16 protein-coding genes and 4 tRNA genes are annotated in these 19,402 nt (G+C 48.8%); 13 read left to right on the top strand and 7 right to left on the bottom strand.

Annotation, left to right across the window (positions count from 1 at the left end; translation table 11 throughout):
- Nucleotides 1-56 precede the first annotated feature (56 nt).
- The 6 genes from AABK39_RS01450 to AABK39_RS01425 all read right to left on the bottom strand — a co-directional run bounded on the left by AABK39_RS01450 (nt 57) and on the right by AABK39_RS01425 (nt 3,848).
- On the bottom strand, nt 57-2,078 hold the full coding sequence (locus AABK39_RS01450; RefSeq protein WP_338393164.1) for a hypothetical protein: 2,022 nt from the start codon (nt 2,076-2,078) through the stop codon (nt 57-59).
- A gap of 242 nt (nt 2,079-2,320) precedes the next feature.
- A complete protein-coding gene (locus AABK39_RS01445) occupies nt 2,321-3,286 on the bottom strand; it encodes an AAA family ATPase (RefSeq protein ID WP_338393163.1) in 966 nt (321 codons plus the stop codon).
- A 187-nt stretch (nt 3,287-3,473) separates the two neighbouring features.
- Nucleotides 3,474-3,546: transfer RNA gene (locus AABK39_RS01440), tRNA-Gly, on the bottom strand.
- A gap of 14 nt (nt 3,547-3,560) precedes the next feature.
- A tRNA-Gly gene (locus AABK39_RS01435) sits at nt 3,561-3,636 on the bottom strand.
- A 29-nt stretch (nt 3,637-3,665) separates the two neighbouring features.
- A tRNA-Leu gene (locus tag AABK39_RS01430) sits at nt 3,666-3,749 on the bottom strand.
- A gap of 26 nt (nt 3,750-3,775) precedes the next feature.
- A tRNA-Gly gene (locus tag AABK39_RS01425) sits at nt 3,776-3,848 on the bottom strand.
- Nucleotides 3,849-4,325: 477 nt separating this feature from the next.
- Here AABK39_RS01425 and AABK39_RS01420 point away from each other — a divergent pair.
- The 13 genes from AABK39_RS01420 to AABK39_RS01360 all read left to right on the top strand — a co-directional run bounded on the left by AABK39_RS01420 (nt 4,326) and on the right by AABK39_RS01360 (nt 17,526).
- Nucleotides 4,326-4,982 (top strand): MBL fold metallo-hydrolase, encoded by a 657-nt coding sequence (locus AABK39_RS01420; protein ID WP_338393162.1) that lies wholly within the window; start codon nt 4,326-4,328, stop codon nt 4,980-4,982.
- Between the two features lie 54 nt (nt 4,983-5,036).
- Nucleotides 5,037-5,744 (top strand): CDP-diacylglycerol--serine O-phosphatidyltransferase, encoded by a 708-nt coding sequence (pssA, locus tag AABK39_RS01415; RefSeq protein WP_338393161.1) that lies wholly within the window; start codon nt 5,037-5,039, stop codon nt 5,742-5,744.
- Nucleotides 5,745-5,754: 10 nt separating this feature from the next.
- The gene (porU, locus tag AABK39_RS01410; protein WP_338393160.1) at nt 5,755-9,096 is read left to right on the top strand and encodes a type IX secretion system sortase PorU; all 3,342 of its coding nucleotides are present in this window, start codon (nt 5,755-5,757) and stop codon (nt 9,094-9,096) included.
- A 74-nt stretch (nt 9,097-9,170) separates the two neighbouring features.
- Entirely contained in the window at nt 9,171-10,325 is a 1,155-nt protein-coding gene (gene porV / locus AABK39_RS01405) for a type IX secretion system outer membrane channel protein PorV (protein ID WP_338393159.1), read from the top strand.
- Between the two features lie 160 nt (nt 10,326-10,485).
- Nucleotides 10,486-11,775 (top strand): M16 family metallopeptidase, encoded by a 1,290-nt coding sequence (locus AABK39_RS01400; RefSeq protein ID WP_338393158.1) that lies wholly within the window; start codon nt 10,486-10,488, stop codon nt 11,773-11,775.
- A 4-nt stretch (nt 11,776-11,779) separates the two neighbouring features.
- A complete protein-coding gene (locus AABK39_RS01395) occupies nt 11,780-12,190 on the top strand; it encodes a YchJ family protein (protein ID WP_338393157.1) in 411 nt (136 codons plus the stop codon).
- Nucleotides 12,191-12,262: 72 nt separating this feature from the next.
- Nucleotides 12,263-12,583, top strand: a complete 321-nt coding sequence (locus AABK39_RS01390; RefSeq protein ID WP_338393156.1) for a hypothetical protein — start codon at nt 12,263-12,265, stop codon at nt 12,581-12,583.
- A gap of 188 nt (nt 12,584-12,771) precedes the next feature.
- Nucleotides 12,772-13,557 (top strand): SDR family oxidoreductase, encoded by a 786-nt coding sequence (locus AABK39_RS01385; protein ID WP_338393155.1) that lies wholly within the window; start codon nt 12,772-12,774, stop codon nt 13,555-13,557.
- A gap of 294 nt (nt 13,558-13,851) precedes the next feature.
- Nucleotides 13,852-14,805: an endonuclease/exonuclease/phosphatase family protein gene (locus AABK39_RS01380; protein ID WP_338393154.1), complete on the top strand. Its 954-nt coding sequence runs from the start codon at nt 13,852-13,854 to the stop codon at nt 14,803-14,805.
- Nucleotides 14,806-14,883: 78 nt separating this feature from the next.
- A complete protein-coding gene (locus tag AABK39_RS01375; protein WP_338393153.1) occupies nt 14,884-15,777 on the top strand; it encodes a 1-aminocyclopropane-1-carboxylate deaminase/D-cysteine desulfhydrase in 894 nt (297 codons plus the stop codon).
- A 20-nt stretch (nt 15,778-15,797) separates the two neighbouring features.
- A complete protein-coding gene (locus AABK39_RS01370) occupies nt 15,798-16,217 on the top strand; it encodes a hypothetical protein (RefSeq protein WP_338393152.1) in 420 nt (139 codons plus the stop codon).
- A gap of 245 nt (nt 16,218-16,462) precedes the next feature.
- The gene (locus AABK39_RS01365; RefSeq protein WP_338393151.1) at nt 16,463-16,912 is read left to right on the top strand and encodes a MarR family winged helix-turn-helix transcriptional regulator; all 450 of its coding nucleotides are present in this window, start codon (nt 16,463-16,465) and stop codon (nt 16,910-16,912) included.
- Nucleotides 16,913-16,947: 35 nt separating this feature from the next.
- Nucleotides 16,948-17,526 carry a YceI family protein gene (locus AABK39_RS01360; RefSeq protein ID WP_338393150.1) on the top strand — a complete coding sequence of 193 codons (579 nt, stop codon included), beginning with the start codon at nt 16,948-16,950 and terminating at the stop codon, nt 17,524-17,526.
- 98 nt (nt 17,527-17,624) lie between these two features.
- Here the strand turns inward: AABK39_RS01360 and AABK39_RS01355 are convergent, their stop codons facing one another.
- Nucleotides 17,625-19,169 (bottom strand): sulfatase family protein, encoded by a 1,545-nt coding sequence (locus AABK39_RS01355; RefSeq protein ID WP_338393149.1) that lies wholly within the window; start codon nt 19,167-19,169, stop codon nt 17,625-17,627.
- Nucleotides 19,170-19,402: the final 233 nt, after the last annotated feature.

Here is a 19,402-nt window from a genome sequence, read left to right as displayed (position 1 = left end):
AACCGGAAAGTCTACTTGGACTTCCCGGTTTCTGGGTTAGCCTTTAGGCTTATGGATTATTGAGCCAAGTAGCCCATTTTAGCGAGTGTAGACCATCCGCTCAACCAGCTTTCAGCGCTAGCGTCGAATGCGCCACGGTAATCAACAGGCATGATTCCGGCAGGAAGGTCAGTTTTGTAAACATCGTCGTCGTTTGATTTCGGACGAGGGTCAAGAGCTCCGCTCGTGTCACGGCCAATACCTTTAACCACCACTTCAGAAGCGTACTTGTTACCGTTGTCGCTCAGGTGAGCTTTTAGGTCACTTCCGTCTGCGTCATCCGGAGTCTGAGCTTTGTCTTTACCGTTTTTGGTTGTCACCTTAACAAGCGAAGCAAGGTCTGTAGCGTCAGCGAAGGCGGACCAAGTGTTGTTGTAGATTCTCAACTCTCCGTCGTTCATCTTCTTGTAGCTATCGCTCAAAGGATTTCCTTCTCCAGAAGTCAAGTCCTGTACTTCAAGGCCTTTGCCCGGGAAGTCAACGATGATTGAGTTAGCAAGGAGACCCGCATAGTTTTCACGCATGATAAACGCCTTGTTACGGCCTTCAGTAGGAAGAGTCTGTCCAACACCTACGAAAGTAGCGTTGTAGATATTTGGCTTAGAGTAAAGCGCCGCGTCGTCAGGAGAAGCTCCGTCCCACTCACCAGCGTGATCGTAAGTGTCGCCGTTTGTTCCGTCCTGCAGAGCGAACAAGAACTGTCCGTTACCTCTCCAACCCAAATCGAAGTCAAAGCTGTCGTCAGTAGCGAAGGCTACAGATACGTGCTTGATGTTCACTTTTCCACCGAAAATCTCGATTCCGTCATCGGCACTAGCGAAGATGTCGATATAGTCGATTGTAGTACCAGAACCTACACCGCCCAAAGTAAGACCTTGGAGTTCGTCACCGGCTTTGAAACCTACACCTGAGTGCTTGATAGAAACATACTTCAATGAACCTGAGTTGTCCATGTCGTCGTCTCCACCGTACTTGCCCCAAGCCTTGTCCGAAGGAATACCTTCAATCTGTACTTCAGAAGCTGATTTCTTCTCAACTTTAGCTTTTCCAAGGAGAACCAATCCGCCCCAGAGGCTACGGTTGTTATGGTCAAGAGAACCTTCCAAGTCGTCGCTTTCAGCAGTGAAAACGATAGGCATCTCTTTTGTTCCCTCAGCCATGATCTTGGCACCGCGAGTGATGAACAAGGCAGAAGTGTTGTCTCCTGTAGTTGGGCTTTCCTTGAACCTTACGGTTGTTCCTTTCTGAACTGTAAGCGTCTGTCCAGCAGGAACTACAACGTATCCGTCAAGCAAGTAATCGTTAGTATTAACCCAGTTGTACCCGGCCATATTGCCCGTCGCAACGCTAACTACTGGCTTGTTCACCTTCAACATTACGGTAGCAACTTTCTGCTGTCCCGTCTCGTCGGTAACAGTTACAGTAAGCTCGTCTTTACCGTCTGTAGCAGACTGGTAGCTAACAGTAGCTTTTCCGTTTGCTTTACCTGCCAACTCATTGGCGTTAGAAACCGAAACAGTAGCGTTCAACTTACTGGCTACGGCGATAGTTTTTACTTTCTCAGGGACAACAAGGTCTACCAAGATGTCCTTCTGAACGTCTCTTGTGAATTTCAAGGCGTCGCCAGTAGGGAAGGTCACTCCTATCTCGCCAGCGGCCAATACTTTTACCACGAATGAGGCGGTCATTGTTTGGTTGCCTTCATCGGTAACCGTAAGCTTCACCGTGTCATCACCTGTGTTTGTCGCTACGTAAGTGATAGTGACAGTGCCTTCGGTTTTACCTTTAAGGTCAGCCGCATTGGTAACCGTGATTTGGTTGCCCAAAGAGCTAGTAGCCGTAATGTCTTTGATCTTTCCAGCCACTTTCAACGTAGCTGACAAAGTAGAAGACCTTGAAACGGTCATCGAGGTGTTTTTAGAGCCGTCGGCGATCGCCACTTCCGGCAACGGAGTCGGATCGTCGTCGTCAGAACATCCTGAGAACAGAATGACTCCGCTCAACAGGGCAATAGAAAAAAGTCGGGTAATACGTTTCATCGCTTTTAATCAATTCGAAAGTTTTGGTTAATTGATTACAGCGCAAAAGTGTGGATTTAAGTGGCTAGGGGACCAAATAGACTATTATCAAATATTTATCGGTGTGTAAACATCATGAATAATGATGTAATAGATAAGTAACAGAAGCGGACAAACAAAAAACCTAAAAGCACAAAAAAGGGCCCTCAGGCCCTCAAAATCAATATATTCGTATTTTAATGAAATGTTAACTCCTATAAAGGCTAGCTATTGATCGGAATCTCGTTCAAAATTTCGTTCACTATATCCTTGGAACTTACATTGTCAGCTTCAGCCTCATAATTAAGAATTATCCTGTGGTTGAACACATCCACGGCCATCTCCTTAATGTCTTCCGGAAGCACATAATTACGTCCCTCCATATACGCGGCCGCTTTGGCAGCCAAGTTCAGGCTGATACTCGCACGTGGCGAAACCCCGAACTGGATATATCCGGCTTCTCTTTTCAATCCGTAATCGCTTGGGCGGCGGGTGGCGAAAACCAACTCCACTATATAGCGCTCCAAAGACTCGGAAATCTTAACGGCGTTGATCTCGTTACGGATTTCGAAAATGTCTTCGGTGGTCAATACCGGCTTCACTTCCGCGCTAAAGCCCATATTCGCCATCCTGCGCATCACCTCCAGCTCGTCTTCCTTAGAAGGATAATCGACGTGGATTTTCATCATAAAACGGTCCATCTGCGCTTCGGGCAACGGATAGGTTCCCTCTTGGTCCACCGGGTTTTGGGTAGCCAATACCAAGAACGGGCGGTCCAAATGGTAAGTCGTCTCCCCGATAGTCACCTGCTTTTCCTGCATGGCCTCCAGCAAAGCCGCCTGAACTTTGGCCGGCGAGCGGTTTACCTCATCGGCAAGGACCATATTAGCGAACACCGGTCCTTTTTTCACTTCAAACTCCGACTTCTGCTGGTTGTAGATCATGGTACCCACCACATCCGAAGGCAAAAGGTCCGGAGTAAACTGAATCCGTTGGAAACCCAAATCCAAAACCTTTGAAAGCGTGTTGACCGTAAGTGTCTTGGCCAAACCGGGCACACCCTCAAGCAGGATATGGCCTTGCGTAAAAAGTCCTATCAGTAACCGGTTGACCATATAATCCTGGCCCACAACCACCTTACCGACCTCGTGGGCCGCTTTTCTGATCTTCTCGTGATATAAGGAATCCATTTGTCTATTCTTGTTTCTGGTTTATTAGCATAAGCTCTCCCTTCGACAACCGCAGGGAAGGCTTTGGCGCCTAATGCGCAACAAATTAAACAATTCCTGAAAAGGATAAAAACATGGCGCCCCTGATTCGCCCGGAATTGGGGAACACAAAAAAGCCCCGCTCTGAAAAGAACGGGGCCAATTGCTGAGCGAAAGACGGGACTTGAACCCGCGACCCCGACCTTGGCAAGGTCGTGCTCTACCAGCTGAGCTACTTTCGCTTGTGTTTTTTGTCTGGAGCGAAAGACGGGACTTGAACCCGCGACCCCGACCTTGGCAAGGTCGTGCTCTACCAGCTGAGCTACTTTCGCTTATGTTTTATTCTTCAAAAAGAAAAAAGTACCAGGAGTGGGAATCGAACCCACACGGCCTTACGGCCACAAGATTTTAAGTCTTGCGTGTCTACCAGTTCCACCATCCCGGCTTGATCAAGCCGATGCCTGATCACTGAGCGAAAGACGGGACTTGAACCCGCGACCCCGACCTTGGCAAGGTCGTGCTCTACCAGCTGAGCTACTTTCGCATATCCGCTCTTTGAATAACGGATTGCAAAGGTAGTCAAGAATTGTTAAAAGGCAACGTTTAGTCGCAAATTTCTTCATAATTCCACAACTGAAATCAGCCCGTAAAGGCTCTGCCGGCCGTTTTTCAGCAAAAGCGCTCACGCTCAGCCACAAACCCCAAACTCTTGCGGATTAAACGATAATGATATCGGCCAAAATTAATTTCAGATCCTCCTATTGTCTCCCGATTTATTCGCCAACCCGAAGCCTCCCGCTGAATTCATCTGTATTACAACCGCGTCTTTCCTAAGCCCAAACACTATTTGGCCTGTAACTTTTTCCTCTTCCAAAACAGAAATGTTTCCGGCAAAAATCATCAAACTTTGAGCGTTCGCCGATTTTTTCAAGTCCCTTTCGCCGGTTTCGGTCCGAATCGTGCCCGTTTTTCATTACCTTTCGGCATTGAATATTCAACAAAAAATTAGCGATAAATCACGATGATCCATATAAAAGCCTTCGCGTTCAACCCATTTGCGGAAAACACATACGTATTATACGACGAAACGAAAGAAGCCGTAATCATTGATCCCGGTTGCATCAGCCAAGCGGAAAGAGATACGCTCGCCGGTTTTATCGAGAGCGAAGGGCTCAAAGTGGTCAAGCTTATAAACACGCACTGCCATATCGACCACGTGTTGGGCAATTCTTTTGTGAAAAAGACTTACGGAGTGGAGCTCGGCGCCAACGAAATAGAGGCGGAAACTACGCTGGCTATGGCTCCGGCCCACGCTCAGGGCTTTGGCATGACGGAATACGAGCACGCTACTCCGGATTATTTCATTAACGAGGGCGACAGGATCAAATTCGGCAACAGCGAACTCAACACACTTTTCGTTCCCGGACACGCTCCCGGACACTTGGCTTTCGTATCGTACAGCCAAAAATTCGTAATCGGCGGTGATGTTCTTTTCCGCGGAAGCATCGGCAGGGTTGATTTGCCGGGTGGCGACATCAACGCCTTGCTCGACAGTATCAAGACAAAGATTTTCTCACTGGGCAACGATTACATCGTATATCCCGGACACGGCGAGCCGACAGACGTGGCTTTCGAAAAGGAGAACAACCCTTTCTGCGGAGCAAGAGCCATTCGCTAATCATTATTTCGCCGGCGCGACAGTTCCGTTGCCGGCCGAACCAAATTTTTGACCGTGAAAATATTCACTTTAGCGAACATATTGACGCTGGGCAACGTGGTGTCCGGCTGTATCGGTATTACACTGGTTTTCCAAGGCCACTTGGAATGGGGCGCCTATATGGTATGGATCGGCGCCGTTTTCGATTTCTTCGACGGATTCGCCGCTAGGCTGACCAAAACGTCATCGCCGATTGGCAAAGAATTGGATTCTTTGGCCGATATGGTGACTTTCGGCGTATTGCCGGGCGTAGTTGTATACACGATGTTGCGGATTCTTCTGCCGGGTACCCTTTGGCCTTTCGCCGGTTTTATCATTCCCGCTTTCTCGGCCTTACGTCTTGCCAAATTCAACGTGGACGATCGCCAGACCACCGGCTTTATCGGTATGCCGACTCCAGCCAGCACATTGTTTCTCACGGCACTTCCGTTGGTAGTTCGCGACAACATCTTCGGCTTGGGCGATTTCGTTAACACGCCTTGGTTTCTGATCACAATTTCTGTTGTGTTCTGTTTGTTGATGATATCGGAAATCCCAATGTTGGCCATGAAATTCAAGGACTATTCCCTGAAAAACAACATCGCCAAATACCTTTTCATCTTGATAGCGGTAAGCATGTTGGCCATTCTGCAACTTAGTGGTGTACCGGCGGTGATTTTGGTTTACATCTTGTTCTCCATAATTGTCCATTTCACATCGAAGAAGGAAAATCCGAGTAAATAAACCGATCTCTATGCGTCGCTACCATTTCTTGTCGGTCATACTCCTGTTCGCCACGGCAATGATGGCTTCGGGACAGCCGACAGCAAAAGAATCTGTGCTAAAAGATGGCCTTTGGCTAAAAATCCCGATCCAAAACGAGGGCGTTTACAAAATCGGGAAAAGCTGGCTCAGCGCCGCGGGCATCGACGCCAACTCGCTGGATCCTCGCCGGCTGGCCGTCTACGGAAAACCTTCCGGCATGCTCCCGCAGGAAAATTCGGCCGACAGGGAATGGGGACTTACCGAATGCGCCGTTTTGGTCACCGGCCAAAACGACGCTTCTTTTGACGACAACGACGCCCTCTATTTTTACGCCCAAAGCGCAAACGCAGTCAAGCGAAGAGCCGACGGATTTTTATACCGTGAAACCAACCTTTACGAAACGACCAATTATTATTTCCTCACCATAAAAGATAGCCCGGGCAAGCGCATAAACGACGCCACAGACACGGAAGACGGGCCTATCCTTAACGAATACAGGGCCTTTGCCAGCCACGAATACGAACGGATGAAACCCGTAGTGGACTCCGGCAGGAATTGGTACGGAGAAGATTTCCGCGACACCGAAAGCTTTACGCATAACTTCACCACGCCCGACAAAATCCCTAATTCCGAAATCCAGGTTTGGGCAAAACTCCTTAAAAGAACCAATGACGAGATGCTGGCCAATATCAGCGTAAACGGCTCGTTGGCCGGCACCGTCGAAGTCCAATACCATCGGCCTTGCCAATACTGCGCTACCGGCGCGGAAGGAGAGGGAACCTTCGCCGTAAGCCCTGGCGGGAACAATATCTCGGTAAATGTATCCACGCAAAAAGGCATCGGCCATATTGATCATATTTCCACCAATTATAAAGCGACAGCTGTAAAACACAGCGGAGAATTATCGCTCCATTTCGACGCCCAAGGCGGAAACAGAACCGTTTTCGTAAGCCAAGCCAAAGCCGGCGACCACGTTTGGGACATCACGGATAAGGGACAGGCCGAAAAAATCACTTACACGTCTACCGAAAACGGAATCAAATTCCCCGCGGACCTTTCCGAAAACAATACCTATCTGGTATTCTCGGAAAGCGACGTAACGAACGCGCCGTCTCCGGCAACCGCCACCAACCAAAACCTGTTGGGTGAGCTTTCTCCCGAGTTGGTCATCATTTCCCATCCCGATTTTATGGCACAGGCCCAGCGCCTCGCCTCAATGCGTAGCGCCAAGCTCAATGTCAAAGTCGTAACGCCCGAACAGGTCTACAACGAATTTTCGGCAGGCAAGCAAGACCCCACGGCCATCCGCGATTATATGCGGTACCTTTACGAAGCCGGAGGCCAAAAACTCAAATACCTGCTCCTTTTCGGAAAAGCCTCGTACGATTACCGCAATCTTAAGGATGCGGGCAAACACTTTGTACCGACGTACGAATCCCGTAATTCCGTCCACCCGGTTTTCAGCTACTCTTCCGACGATTATTTCGGAATCCTCGGCCCCGACGAAGGCGACTGGATAGAGGATTACAACGATGACGAAGATATGGAAATTGCCGTAGGCAGAATTCCCGTGGCGACATTGGAACAGGCGAAATCACTGGTTGACAAACTGGAAAAATACCCGAATCAAACCGGCGAGTGGAGAAGACGAGTAGCCATAATAGCCGATGACGGCGACGGAGGAATACATATGGCCGCGGCGGAGAAAGTCGAGGATATAGTAAACCAAGAAGCTCCAGACCTGAAAGTGGAGAAACTGTATATCGACGCTTTTGAGCAGATTACGGGGCAATCGGAAATCGTCGCTCCAAACGCGAACAAACGCCTCGACGAGCTTGTAAACGAAGGTTGTTTCCTGATCGATTATATTGGCCACGGCCGTGAGGATATCTTGGCGCATGAACGCATACTGACCGAAGAGCAAATCCAAAGCTGGAAAAACCCCGACTACCCGGCCATATTCGCCACGGCTACTTGCCAATTCGGCCGACATGATAATCCGTCCGTCACCAGTGGCGCCGAGAAGATTCTTTTTCGGGAAAACGGAGGCGGAATCGCCCTGATCACCACTTCCCGGCCAGTCTACAGCGATGGTAACGAGGAAATCAACAAAGCACTTTTCCAAGCCTTGGCACAAGCGCAAAATGGCGCCACTTTGGGCGATATTTTCAAACGGACCAAAAACGAAGCGCTCTTCGGACCAAAAAATAGGAACTTCATCCTGCTCGGTGATCCGTCCATGGAACTGTTTCCAGATTATGCCGAAGTCGCTATCGACGAAATCAACGGAATACCGAACGGCCAAGACATTGAGCTGGGTGCCATGTCCGCCGTCAATGTCAAAGGACATATCAACCAATCCGGCACATTGGCTTCCGGATTTTCGGGAACGCTCCGGGTCGAAGTCCTTGACAAACCGGTGACGGCCAAGACAAAAGGGGACGAAAACCAACCGTTCCAATACCGGAAAGAAAACGTGATTTTCCGAGGAACCGCATCAGTGAAGGACGGTCGTTTCGAATCCGATTTTATTGTCCCAAAAAACATCGATTACCGAATCGAGAAGGGAACGATGAGATTTTTTGCCGAAAACGAAACGGGAAAAGAAGCGAAAGGCGCCTTCCGGGAATTTAAAATCGGAGGCACTTCCGAAAATCCGGTCAGCGACAACAACCCGCCAACGATCGAAGTTTTTCTCAACGACAGGAACTTCAAAGCCGGAGATTACGTATTCCCCGACGCCGATATTTTGGCCTATCTGTCCGACGAAAACGGTATCAGTATCAGCCGGGCGAATGTAGGCCAGGAAATGTCAATCATACTTGACGATACGGTCACTATCCCCGCAACCCCGTATTATACGGCCAACCTCGACACCCACCAATCAGGCATGCTGCGCTACCCTTCCAAAGGGCTAAAAAAAGGCCCACACTCCCTGAAAATCAGGGCTTGGGACAATCTGAACAACTTTTCGGAGGTCGAAACCCATTTCTTCGTATCGGACAGGCCATCTCTCAAACTTGAAAACGTCACCGTCTTTCCCAATCCAATCCAGGATTATGGACAAATACGCTTTAATCACAATCGGGAAGATGATGATTTTACAATCTTGGTACGTTTAATGAATCTGACAGGACAAACTGTTTTTTCAAAAAACGTCGATTATCCGGAAACGAATGGGGACACAGCAGAATTTGACTGGCTTTCTTCGGCCGAAGAAACCACCGCCTTACCGGGCCCGGGGTTATATATATTACGCCTTTCCGTAAGCAGCAAGCTTGATGGCTCTACGGCAAAATATTCAACCAGAGTGCTATTAATCAAAAGATAATCAGTATTTTTAGCGCAAACTGAACTATTATTCAGGGTAAAATAACTTGGCTATCATTGTAATAATATAAGTATATGGTGACGAGGAAATTTGGATTGTTAGTCGCCGGCTTCATGGCTTTGGCATCAGTTGGCTTCTCTCAGTCGCAGGGAGGGGGCGGCCAATCCGTAATCGGTCAAGATGGGGGACTAAACCCTATCACAACTTCTTTGCCTTTTCTACAGATCAGCCCGGACGCCCAACATGCGGGCATGGGTGATGTAGGCGCCGCGACAGCTCCGACGGCAAACGACACATACTTCAACGCCGGTCGCTTGGCTTTTAACACCAGCGATATAGGCGTCTCGGTATCGTACACTCCGTGGCTCAGCAAAATTATCGACGACATGTTTGTGGCCTATCTTTCCGGTTACAAGAAAGTGGGCGACGAGCAAGCCTTCGGACTTTTTATGCGCTACTTCGAATTGGGCAAAATCCAGTTCACCAACGACAACGCTGTAATTACTGGAGAAGCTAACCCTACCGAATGGACCATCGGCGGTACATATTCCAGAAAACTGACCAAGAACTTGGGTGTCGGTATTTCGGCCAGATACATCTACTCCAATGTAGGTGATGGCGTAGATGATCTCGAAGCGGCTTCAACCGCCTCCGCGGATATCGGGCTTTATTACACAAAACCGCTTATGGCCGGCGGTCGTGAGGACGAATTCTCATTTGGCGTTGCCATCAACAACATTGGCGGTAAAGTCTCATACGCACAGGAAGAGGACGAAAACTTTATTCCGACAAACCTCCGTCTGGGAACTGCCTATACCATGAACTTCGATCCGTTCAACAGTTTGACTATGGCGGTCGACTTCAACAAACTTCTGGTACCGACTCCGCAAGAGGATGGATCGCACATGGACAAGTCCGTAATCAGCGGAATGTTCGGTTCCTTCGGCGACGCTTCTTTCTCTGAAGAGGTTAAGGAAATCACCATCGGCGGTGGTTTGGAATATTGGTACAAGCAAGCCTTTGCCGCTCGTACAGGCTACTTTTACGAGCACGAGGACAAAGGCGCCCGTAAATACTTCACTATGGGCGTAGGTTTCCGTTACCAAGTGTTCGGGATGGACTTCGCTTACATGATTCCCACCGAAAAAGAAAATCCGCTGGCCGAAACCCTGCGTTTTACCTTGCTCTTCAATTTCGGAAAAGACAAACAGGAATCGATCACGGAATAAAAAATATTCCCGGCGGGGCACAGCCCTAGCCAGAAAATCTTAACTTAACGCCTGCGCTTTTTGCGCTACCGACTATCGGGCCTTGGAACTGAATCCTGGGCCTGATTTGTTTTATCGAACTCGGCCGGAGCCGGCCACCCAACATCGTTACCGAAGAAATATGGTTGACAGAACCAAGGCCCCCGAGGCCCGCCCAATCACGCATATAGATATAGAGCAAGTCCAGACCGAGCACCTCGAAAACGGCATCCCTTTTCATTTTATAAAAGCGGGTACGCAGGAAGTGGTCAAAATAGAGTTGCTCATCAACGCCGGAAGCTTTAGGGAAGCCCGTCCGCAAGCATCTTTCTTCGCTTTGGGACTTTTGGCCGAAGGAACCGCAACCAAAACAGGTTCCGAAATCTCGCAAATGGTCGATTTCTACGGAGCGCAAATCGACACTTCCGCCGGGCTGGAATTCTCGACAGTCAGCCTTTACTGCCTTACCAAACACTGCGGGACCCTCATTCCGCTTTTGCGGGAATTGGTTGAAGAATCGGTATTTCCGAAAGAGGAACTTGAGATTCTGAAATCCCGACAACTTCATAATCTGGAGATTAACCGGGAACGTCCAAGCTTTGTAGCGGGCAATCGCTTCAAGCAAACGCTTTACCCTGACCACCCTTACGGCAAACCCGTCACGGAGGCGGATATCGAGGCTATTAACCGTGAAGACTGTCTGGAATTCCACAAAAAATGGATCAAAAACAATTACCAGATTCTGCTGAGCGGAAATTATGATGATAATACCGTAGCCGAAATTAAAAAACACTTCGGGCAGAATACCGCATACCCCGATTCCAGAAAACGCAAGGAGGTATTGGCGCAAGACACCCAACCCGAAAAGAAGCGCATTACCATGGAAAAAGCCATGCAGTGCTCTTTGCGGATCGGTAAACGATTGATTACCAAAACACACCCCGATTTCTTTAATCTCTCCCTGCTTAACGGCGTTTTGGGTGGATATTTCGGATCCAGGTTGATGAAAAAAATCCGGGAAGAAAAAGGCTATACCTACGGCATCCACTCTACCATGATCCCAATGATTCAGGACGGATACTGGATGATTTCCGCCGACGTAAAAGCCGAATCAGTGGATCAGGCTATCGCCGATATTTACAAGGAAATAGAAATCCTGCGTACCGAAAAGATCCCTGCGAAGGAACTCGAACTGACGAAAAACTACATTCTGGGCCAGTTCCTCTCTTCCATTACCAACCCGTTCTCACTAGCCGAAAAATTCAAGGCGGTATATCTCTACGGCGTAGGCTATTCCTATTACGACGATTTTCTGGAAAACCTCCACAATACGACACCTGAAGACCTTCTGGCTACGGCACAGAAATATTGGGATCCGGCCACAATGAGCCAAGTGGTTACGGGACCAAAACCTGCGGAAAACGAAGACTAAGCGCATGGAAGAGCCAAAAGACCTATGCCCCTGCGGATCGGGCAAAAGCTATAAAGACTGTTGCGGCGGGCTTCACTCAGGCTCCAGAAAAGCCCAAACGGCGCTGGAACTAATGAAAAGCCGTTACTGCGCCTATGTCATTCGGGATATTGATTATATCAAAAAGACCACCCATCCGGATTTCCGCAAGAATTATAACTTCGCCCAACTGGCCTCTTGGTCTAAAGAAACCGAGTGGGACGGCTTGGAAATAGTAGAGAAAGGAAGCGAATCAACCACAGCCAAAAGAGACGTCGTAAGCTTCAAGGCATACTATAAAGAAGGCGGTATAAGGAAATACCACGCAGAGCGCTCATCATTCAAAAAATATGGGGGCGACTGGCATTTCTGCAAAGGTTCCACCCCGAAAGCCTAGTTTTTCCAAAACGAACAATCGCTCAGGTGCGAAAGTTAGCATGTAAACCAGCTAACACGCACCATGCGATTTATGAAAAGAAACCTTTTACCTCTGTTGGTTACTTGCGCTCTGTTGTTTACGCTTGGCGCATGTTCCCAGTCAGCGGCACCTCCCGCTCATTACCATTACCACTATTACCATCCGCACCCGTATTGGGGCTGGGGGCCGGGTTGGAACCCGAATCCGTATCCGTATCCATATCCGTACCCTTATCCATATCCGCACCCGCATCATCACACTATTCCGGGATACCCGCTTCAAAAACCGGACGTGACGCCGGCTATACCGCTTCGCCCGTCGGAACCTCATTCGGTGCCCGAGACTCCATTAAAACCGAGCGGAAAAGAATAGGAGTACAAAAAGCGACTTAAAAGAAGCCTTCCTTGATTTTGGAAGGCTTTTATTGTTATCGCAGAATTTTGACTCTACAGCGTGCAAATTTCGTTTCGAAAACTACACCCGGTATTCCAACAAACGTTTCCAAGGCTGTGCGTAAAGCCCGGAAATGACGATATTAGAGGGAAAACAAAATCTTAGCAATGCATATAAGTTTCGAAAACAAACGCGCCTTAGTCTGTGGCGGTACCGACGGGATTGGCAAGGCCGTAGCTGTAGCCATGGCCGAGGCCGGAGCCGAAGTGATCATCTTCGCCCGCGACGAGAAAAAACTTGCCGACACCATAGCTTCGCTTCCTGCGGAACAAGGACAAAAACACGGTTTTTTGGTAGCCGATTTCTATCAGCCCGCCCAAGTGAGCAAGGCCCTCGCCGAAAACCTTGGCGATACGGCTATCGACATCGTGGTTAACAATACTGGAGGCCCCGCTCCCGGCACTACGCTCAGCGCCTCACCCGACGCATTCATTCACGCCTTCGAGGCCCACTTGGTCTGCAACCAACTAATCGCCCAACATGTGGCGCAAGGCATGACAGAGCGCCGTTTCGGACGTTTTATCAATATTATTTCTTATTCGGTAAAAACCCCGATCGCCAACCTCGGCGTATCCAACACCATTCGCGGAGCCGTGGCCAGCTGGGCCAAATCGCTGTCAAACGAGCTTGCGCCTTACGGAATCACGGTAAACAACGTGTTGCCAGGACTGACCGAAACCGAACGCCTTTTTGCCCTGATCACAAAACGCGCTGAGGAAAGCGGACTCGACTACGACGAAAAAGCGGAGAAAATGAAAAAGGAAATTCCGGCAAAACGCTTCGCCAAACCGGAAGAAACCGCCAACGCCGTTCTCTTCTTCGCTTCGGAACAAGCGGCTTATATTACGGGCACAAACCTCCCCGTTGACGGCGGGCTTATCCCAAGCATTTAAAAAAACGCAACTTTCGCCCAAACCTTTTGGCTAAGGCACTGTTCATAAGACATTAAAGTTGCAACGTTACGATGAGGTTCCCGGACGGGGAACCATATCCAAAGGGGCCGGACGACGGCCCCTTACTTTTTTCGGCTCTTTCCTGATGCTTAAACAGGCACTTTTTCTACATGAAACATGATTAATTCACTCAGAATCTTCCTTCCCGGCAAAGCAATCTCCATAAAAACACTTCTACGCATTTTTATTCGTTATTTTGACCGAAAGACATACGCACCAATCAACTAAAACGAAATGAAAAGGATTCTGTACCTGTTGGCCTTGACACCTTTAATTATGTTTTTGGCCTCTTGTGACGATTCCGGAACGGACCCGACACCTAGCAAACCCATCGATGACAACAACTTCAGCAAAGGAGTTTATGGCGTTTACTGGAATTTAACGCCGTGCCTGCCCGTCAGCCAAGACACCAAACTGGACATCGCCACGTTCAACCTCTGGAATTTCCCGCTTAGGGATGGAGACGTTCCTTGGAACAGCAACGATGTCGATACCACCCGCACCAATCATGTGGCCGATATTATCCTGAAATCCGAATGGGACCTGGTCGCATTGCAAGAAGTTAGCTCGTCGCATGAGCTGAACAGGCTCTTGGCCAAGTTGCCCGGATGGAAATTCTCCGCCCGTTGGAATGAATTCGATGACAAACAGGCATTGGCTTTCATCTATAATGCGGATGAGCTGGAACTGTCAGGAACCGATTATATCCCAGATTCCAAAACGGCTAACTTCACTTCCGACAGGAATCCTATTTACGGCACTTTCAGACACAAGGCTTCCGGAAAGGATTACCTAATCGTGGATCTGCACTTCAAAGCCAAAGGTCGCGGCGGTGACACATCGTCCCAACGCAGGGCCGAAGCCAAAGGTGTCAAGGAATTTGTGGATGCCAACTATCCAAACAGCAGGGTCATCATTTTGGGCGACTGGAACGATACGCTTTCGGAAGACACTTTTGACGTATTTCTTTCCGATAAAGAAAACTATCGCTTTGCGGACCAAAATATTGAGGACGGATCCTCGAACAACTGGTCATGGAGAGGCCGAAGCCATATCGACCATATCCTGATAAGTAACGAGCTTTTCGACGAAACGGAGAACGCCAATACCGCCTCCTTCAATTGTGTGCAAAACACTTACTACTCCAAAGTGTCGGACCACAGGCCTGTTTACACCAGCTTCAATTGATTCAGAGAAAACAAGACATCGAAAATCTACACCGCCTCCGGGCGGTTTTTTTGTACCTTTGCCCGCAAATCGACACCTATGCTCACGCAGATACCCGAAACGCTGGTGCCAGGAAACGTAAAGCTCTACGTTTTCAGGGACGATCTGAACCATCCGCTGATCTCCGGCAACAAACTCCGGAAGATGAAATACAACATCAAAAAGGCAAAAAGTCTGGGCAACACCCGGATGCTGACCTTCGGCGGAGCATTCTCAAACCACATTTTTGCGGCGGCGGCGGCCGGACGTGAGTATAATATCGACACCATTGGTGTTATAAGAGGGGAGAGACCCGCAACTTTGAACCCGACTCTGCGGTTTGCGGAGAAACAAGGAATGAAACTGGAGTTTGTCAGCCGTGCAGATTACCGAAACAAAAACAGCGAAGAATTCCTTCAAGAACTTGGCCGACTCTTCGGCGATTTCTACCTTGTTCCCGAAGGAGGCTCCAACCGCTTCGCCATTCCGGGCGTGGCCGAATTGATTAGCGAAATTGATGTCGATTTCGATTATATCGTAACAGCATGCGGTACCGCAGGCACTTTGGCGGGATTATCGACAGGCATAGGAAAGAAGAAAACGGCCATTGGCGTTCCAGTGCTGAAAGGAGGAGAATTTATCGAAGCCGAAGCCAAGAGGCTATTAGCCGAGGCCGAATTTCCTGACTTTGACAACCGCTTGCTCTGGACCGATTATCATTTTGGCGGATACGCCAAGCACAAACCGGAACTTATCTCTTTCATTAACCAGTTCAGAAAAGAGACCGACATTCCGCTCGATCCCGTTTATACCGGAAAAATGATGTTTGCCTTGACGGACAAAATCCGCCAGGGATTCTTTCCCGAAAACTCGACCGTCATAGCGATTCACACCGGTGGGTTGCAAGGCATCGACGGATTCAACGAGAGATTCGGAAAACTGATTGAAACTTGACAAAATAACAGATACAGACAATGAAAACCGATGAAATGCAGATCCTGATCGGCGAGGGCTTGGGCCCTATCCGTTTCGGCAATACCCGCGACGACGTGCGCGACTGTTTTGGCGAGCCTGACGAGATGGAGCACACGAAAGACGACGAGCTGGGCAAAGTGGAGTCTTGGCATTATGACGACATGGAAATCAGCCTGTCGTTTTTCGAAGAAGACGGCTGGGAACTCGGGATCATCTCGGTGAGTGCTCCCGAATACAAGCTGAAAGACACGAAGATGATCGGCCTGACTATGGACGAAGCCGTGAAAACAGCCAACAAGCTTAAGCTTGGCAAGCCTGTAAAAGACGAGGAGAACGGTCTGGTAAACGTTTTCGACTCGGAGCTGATTCTCTGGTTTGAGGAAGGTCATTTGGCCGAAATCCAGTGGGGTCCGATCTGATAAAAGCTAGCCTGTCCAAGTCCGGATTCTCCGAATTGGGACAGGCTATCCTATTTTTTTTGTTCTCCTTCATTTTTTTCGCTTTGTCCCAAAAGCGTCCTGACACCTTCCAAACAGCGTTTTCTATCTAGAATCAATATCAGTATTTGATTTATCTATGATTGTATTTAAAAAAATTAAACATAGTTACTTGTTATTAATTTACATGTAAACTATCATTGCAACATCAATCAAGCGCAAAAGCAATGAGGATAGAGGACGAGATCAAGACATCAGGATTCAAGGATAACCATGTGAAGGCTTTGGTGAACATAAATTTCACCGCCAGCTGGATCGGAAATATCCACAACCAATTACTTAAGCCGTTCGGAATCTCGATGCAACAGTACAATATCCTCAGGATTCTCAGAGGCTCACGTCCGGAACATTTGCCGGTAAGCGAGGTCAAATTGCGGATGGTTGACAAAACGCCGAACACTACCCGTTTGGTGGACAAGCTACTGGCCAAAGGACTCGCCGAAAGGTTCCGGTGCGACAAGGACCGCCGGGTGGTTTACCTTGGAATCACCGACGCCGGACTGGAAGCCATGACGGAAATAGACAAGGTTTTTATGGCCTCCGAACTCAGTGATTTACCATTGACCGACGACGAAGCCAGAATCTTATCAGATTTGCTTGATAAATTGAGAGGATAAATTTTAAGAACATAAACTACCCTAAAAAAATGACCATGAAAAAGATCGCTCTTTCACTCGTATTCGTTTTGGCTTTCGCTGTTTCCAAAGCCCAGACTTTCTCAGTAAACTCCAACGACTCGAAGGTAGAATGGGTCGGTAAAAAGATCACCGGTTCTAGCCACAGCGGCCTGATCCAGATCAAAAGCGGATCAGTGGAATTCAAAAAGAACAAGCCGGTTGGCGGAGAATTCGTAATCGATATGGCTTCGATCACCGTAACAGATATCAAAGACAAAACTAAAAACGGTTACTTGGTGGGCCACCTAAAGAACTCCGATTTCTTTGACGTGGAAAAATTCCCTACAGCTACGCTTAAGATCAAAAAATTCGCCTCAGCCGGGGACGGAACTTACAAAGTGACCGGTGACTTGACTATCAAAAGCATCACAAAGCCTATCACTTTCGAAGCTAAAGTTGACAAGAAATCAGCTACCGCTTCTATCGACGTAGACCGCGCCGAGTACAACGTACGTTACGGTTCGGGCAGCTTCTTCGACAACCTCGGCGACAAAGCCATCAACGACGTGTTCGAACTCAAAGTAAACTTGGCTATCAGCGGTTCTTCGCTCTAAGCCAAAAAGAAATTCCGTTCCACAATCAAAAAAAGCTGTCTCCACGCTCGGGGACAGCTTTCTTTATTTTTTCCAAATCGGTTTTCGGACCAATTCGATCAGTATCTGCTTCGCAATTCTTTCTTATACATTTCCAGCGTCGCTTTCATCTCTTTCACCTGCTCGGGATTCTCGGCATAAAGATTTGTTCTCTCCCCGATATCCTTAGACATATCGTAAAGCTGGCCGGGTTCGGTAGCCGACTTCCCGTTGTCACTCCATCCGCCCGATCCTTTTCCGTCGATGAATTTCCACTTTCCTTTGCGGTAAGCGAACATGCCCCCGATTCCGTGGTGAATAATGTCTTGCCTCAATTCCGAACCGCTCTCGCCTGTCATTTTCGGGAGGAAGCTGTAGCTGTCTTCCGCTTCGGAAAAGGCCATTTTATGACCTACGATATCGGCGCAAGTAGCGAACAAGTCAGTAGTACAAGTGATTTGATCCGTATTGGTCCCGGCCTTGATTTTCTTCGGCCAACGGGCGATAAACGGCACGTGGTGTCCGCCTTCCCAAGCGTCGGATTTCATTCCGCTGAAAACATGGTTGGCCTTATGGTTCGGGTATTCCTTTTTGTCCGAAGGCTTCCAGTGCGATCCGTTGTCGCTGGTCACGATCACCAAAGTATTCTCGGCGATGCCTTTTTCGTCAAGCGCTTTCAGTACCTGCCCAACGGTGGAATCCACCAACTGGACAAAATCGCCGTAACGGCCGGCCTTTGAGGTTCCGGCGAATTTATCCGTCGGCAACCAAGGCGTGTGTGGCGCCGTAAGCGGGAAATACAGGAAGAACGGCTTGTTGCGGTCCTTTTTGATAAACTCGACAGATTTTTGGGTGATTACGTCCATCACCTTGTCGTGTTTGAAATCCGAAGATGCGTCACCGCCACGCCAGAAAACCCCTCGACCGGCGTTTTGCGCCAGCGAAGGCTCCACTTTTATGATATCCTGATTCTCTACCTTTCCATCTTTCAGATAAACGTAAGGTTCCATATCCAAAGAAGCCGGAATGATGTACGAATAATCGAAGCCGTGGTCGTTCGGTCCGCCGTGTACCGGTTTCGAATAGTCGATATTCTTTGTGTCACGGCCTTTCTGGTTCCACATATTGCCCGTGATCAAAGGCTCCGAAGCGTTTTTCTTGGCCCAGTCAAGACCCAGGTGCCATTTGCCCACGCATCCGGTTTCGTAGCCGTAAGCTTGCAGCATCGAGGCCACAGTCTCGCGTCCAGGCTCGATCAACGACGGCGAGTGGCCCACCAACACGCCGGACTTCATTCGGGTACGGAAGGCGTAACGCCCGGTCAAAACGCCGTAGCGGGTAGGCGTACACACGGCGGAGTTTGAGTGTGCGTCGGCGAAATACATGCCTTCGTTCACAATCCGGTCCATGTGCGTAGTCTTCGTTCCCGCTTCCGGGTTCAGCGCGCTCAAGTCGCCGTAACCCATATCGTCTGCCAAGATAAAGATTACGTTCGGCAGATCTTTGTCCGAAGCCGTTTGTGTGGCTTCCGCTTCGTTGCCGTTTTTCTTTTGGCAAGAGCCAAAAAACAATGGGAGGGCAATGCCCAACGCGGCCATTCTGGCCGAAATGATTCTCCTAAACATCCCAAAAAAATTTCCAGTGAACTAATTCCGATCAAGCACAATTTAGCCGCATATGATGAAGGCTCCTATCATTTATGTCTATGTGTTTTATATTTGAACCATTGTTTCTGTTCGCAAACAATTCTTCACCTATTAAAAATTACCGAAACGTTGTGGCTTCAGATCACGGCTCCACTATCAGCCTCTTCATTAATCAATTCCCCATTCTCAACCAAGGCTCCTTAATTTTTCCG

It is taken from the genome of Fulvitalea axinellae, from assembly GCF_036492835.1.
Lineage (GTDB): Bacteria > Bacteroidota > Bacteroidia > Cytophagales > Cyclobacteriaceae > Fulvitalea > Fulvitalea axinellae.
This window is presented reverse-complemented; position numbering and strand designations above follow the sequence as displayed.

What these genes read in the sequence shown, in the direction of transcription:
- AABK39_RS01375 (WP_338393153.1), top strand. Translation starts at nt 14,884, where the DNA reads ATGCTCACGCAGATACCCGAAACGCTGGTGCCAGGAAACGTAAAGCTC.
- AABK39_RS01400 (WP_338393158.1), top strand. Translation starts at nt 10,486, where the DNA reads ATGGTTGACAGAACCAAGGCCCCCGAGGCCCGCCCAATCACGCATATA.
- AABK39_RS01360 (WP_338393150.1), top strand. Translation starts at nt 16,948, where the DNA reads ATGAAAAAGATCGCTCTTTCACTCGTATTCGTTTTGGCTTTCGCTGTT.
- AABK39_RS01355 (WP_338393149.1), bottom strand. Translation starts at nt 19,169, where the DNA reads ATGTTTAGGAGAATCATTTCGGCCAGAATGGCCGCGTTGGGCATTGCC.
- AABK39_RS01420 (WP_338393162.1), top strand. Translation starts at nt 4,326, where the DNA reads ATGATCCATATAAAAGCCTTCGCGTTCAACCCATTTGCGGAAAACACA.
- AABK39_RS01385 (WP_338393155.1), top strand. Translation starts at nt 12,772, where the DNA reads ATGCATATAAGTTTCGAAAACAAACGCGCCTTAGTCTGTGGCGGTACC.
- AABK39_RS01380 (WP_338393154.1), top strand. Translation starts at nt 13,852, where the DNA reads ATGAAAAGGATTCTGTACCTGTTGGCCTTGACACCTTTAATTATGTTT.
- AABK39_RS01450 (WP_338393164.1), bottom strand. Translation starts at nt 2,078, where the DNA reads ATGAAACGTATTACCCGACTTTTTTCTATTGCCCTGTTGAGCGGAGTC.
- porV (WP_338393159.1), top strand. Translation starts at nt 9,171, where the DNA reads ATGGTGACGAGGAAATTTGGATTGTTAGTCGCCGGCTTCATGGCTTTG.
- AABK39_RS01395 (WP_338393157.1), top strand. Translation starts at nt 11,780, where the DNA reads ATGGAAGAGCCAAAAGACCTATGCCCCTGCGGATCGGGCAAAAGCTAT.
- AABK39_RS01390 (WP_338393156.1), top strand. Translation starts at nt 12,263, where the DNA reads ATGAAAAGAAACCTTTTACCTCTGTTGGTTACTTGCGCTCTGTTGTTT.
- porU (WP_338393160.1), top strand. Translation starts at nt 5,755, where the DNA reads ATGCGTCGCTACCATTTCTTGTCGGTCATACTCCTGTTCGCCACGGCA.
- AABK39_RS01445 (WP_338393163.1), bottom strand. Translation starts at nt 3,286, where the DNA reads ATGGATTCCTTATATCACGAGAAGATCAGAAAAGCGGCCCACGAGGTC.
- AABK39_RS01365 (WP_338393151.1), top strand. Translation starts at nt 16,463, where the DNA reads ATGAGGATAGAGGACGAGATCAAGACATCAGGATTCAAGGATAACCAT.
- AABK39_RS01370 (WP_338393152.1), top strand. Translation starts at nt 15,798, where the DNA reads ATGAAAACCGATGAAATGCAGATCCTGATCGGCGAGGGCTTGGGCCCT.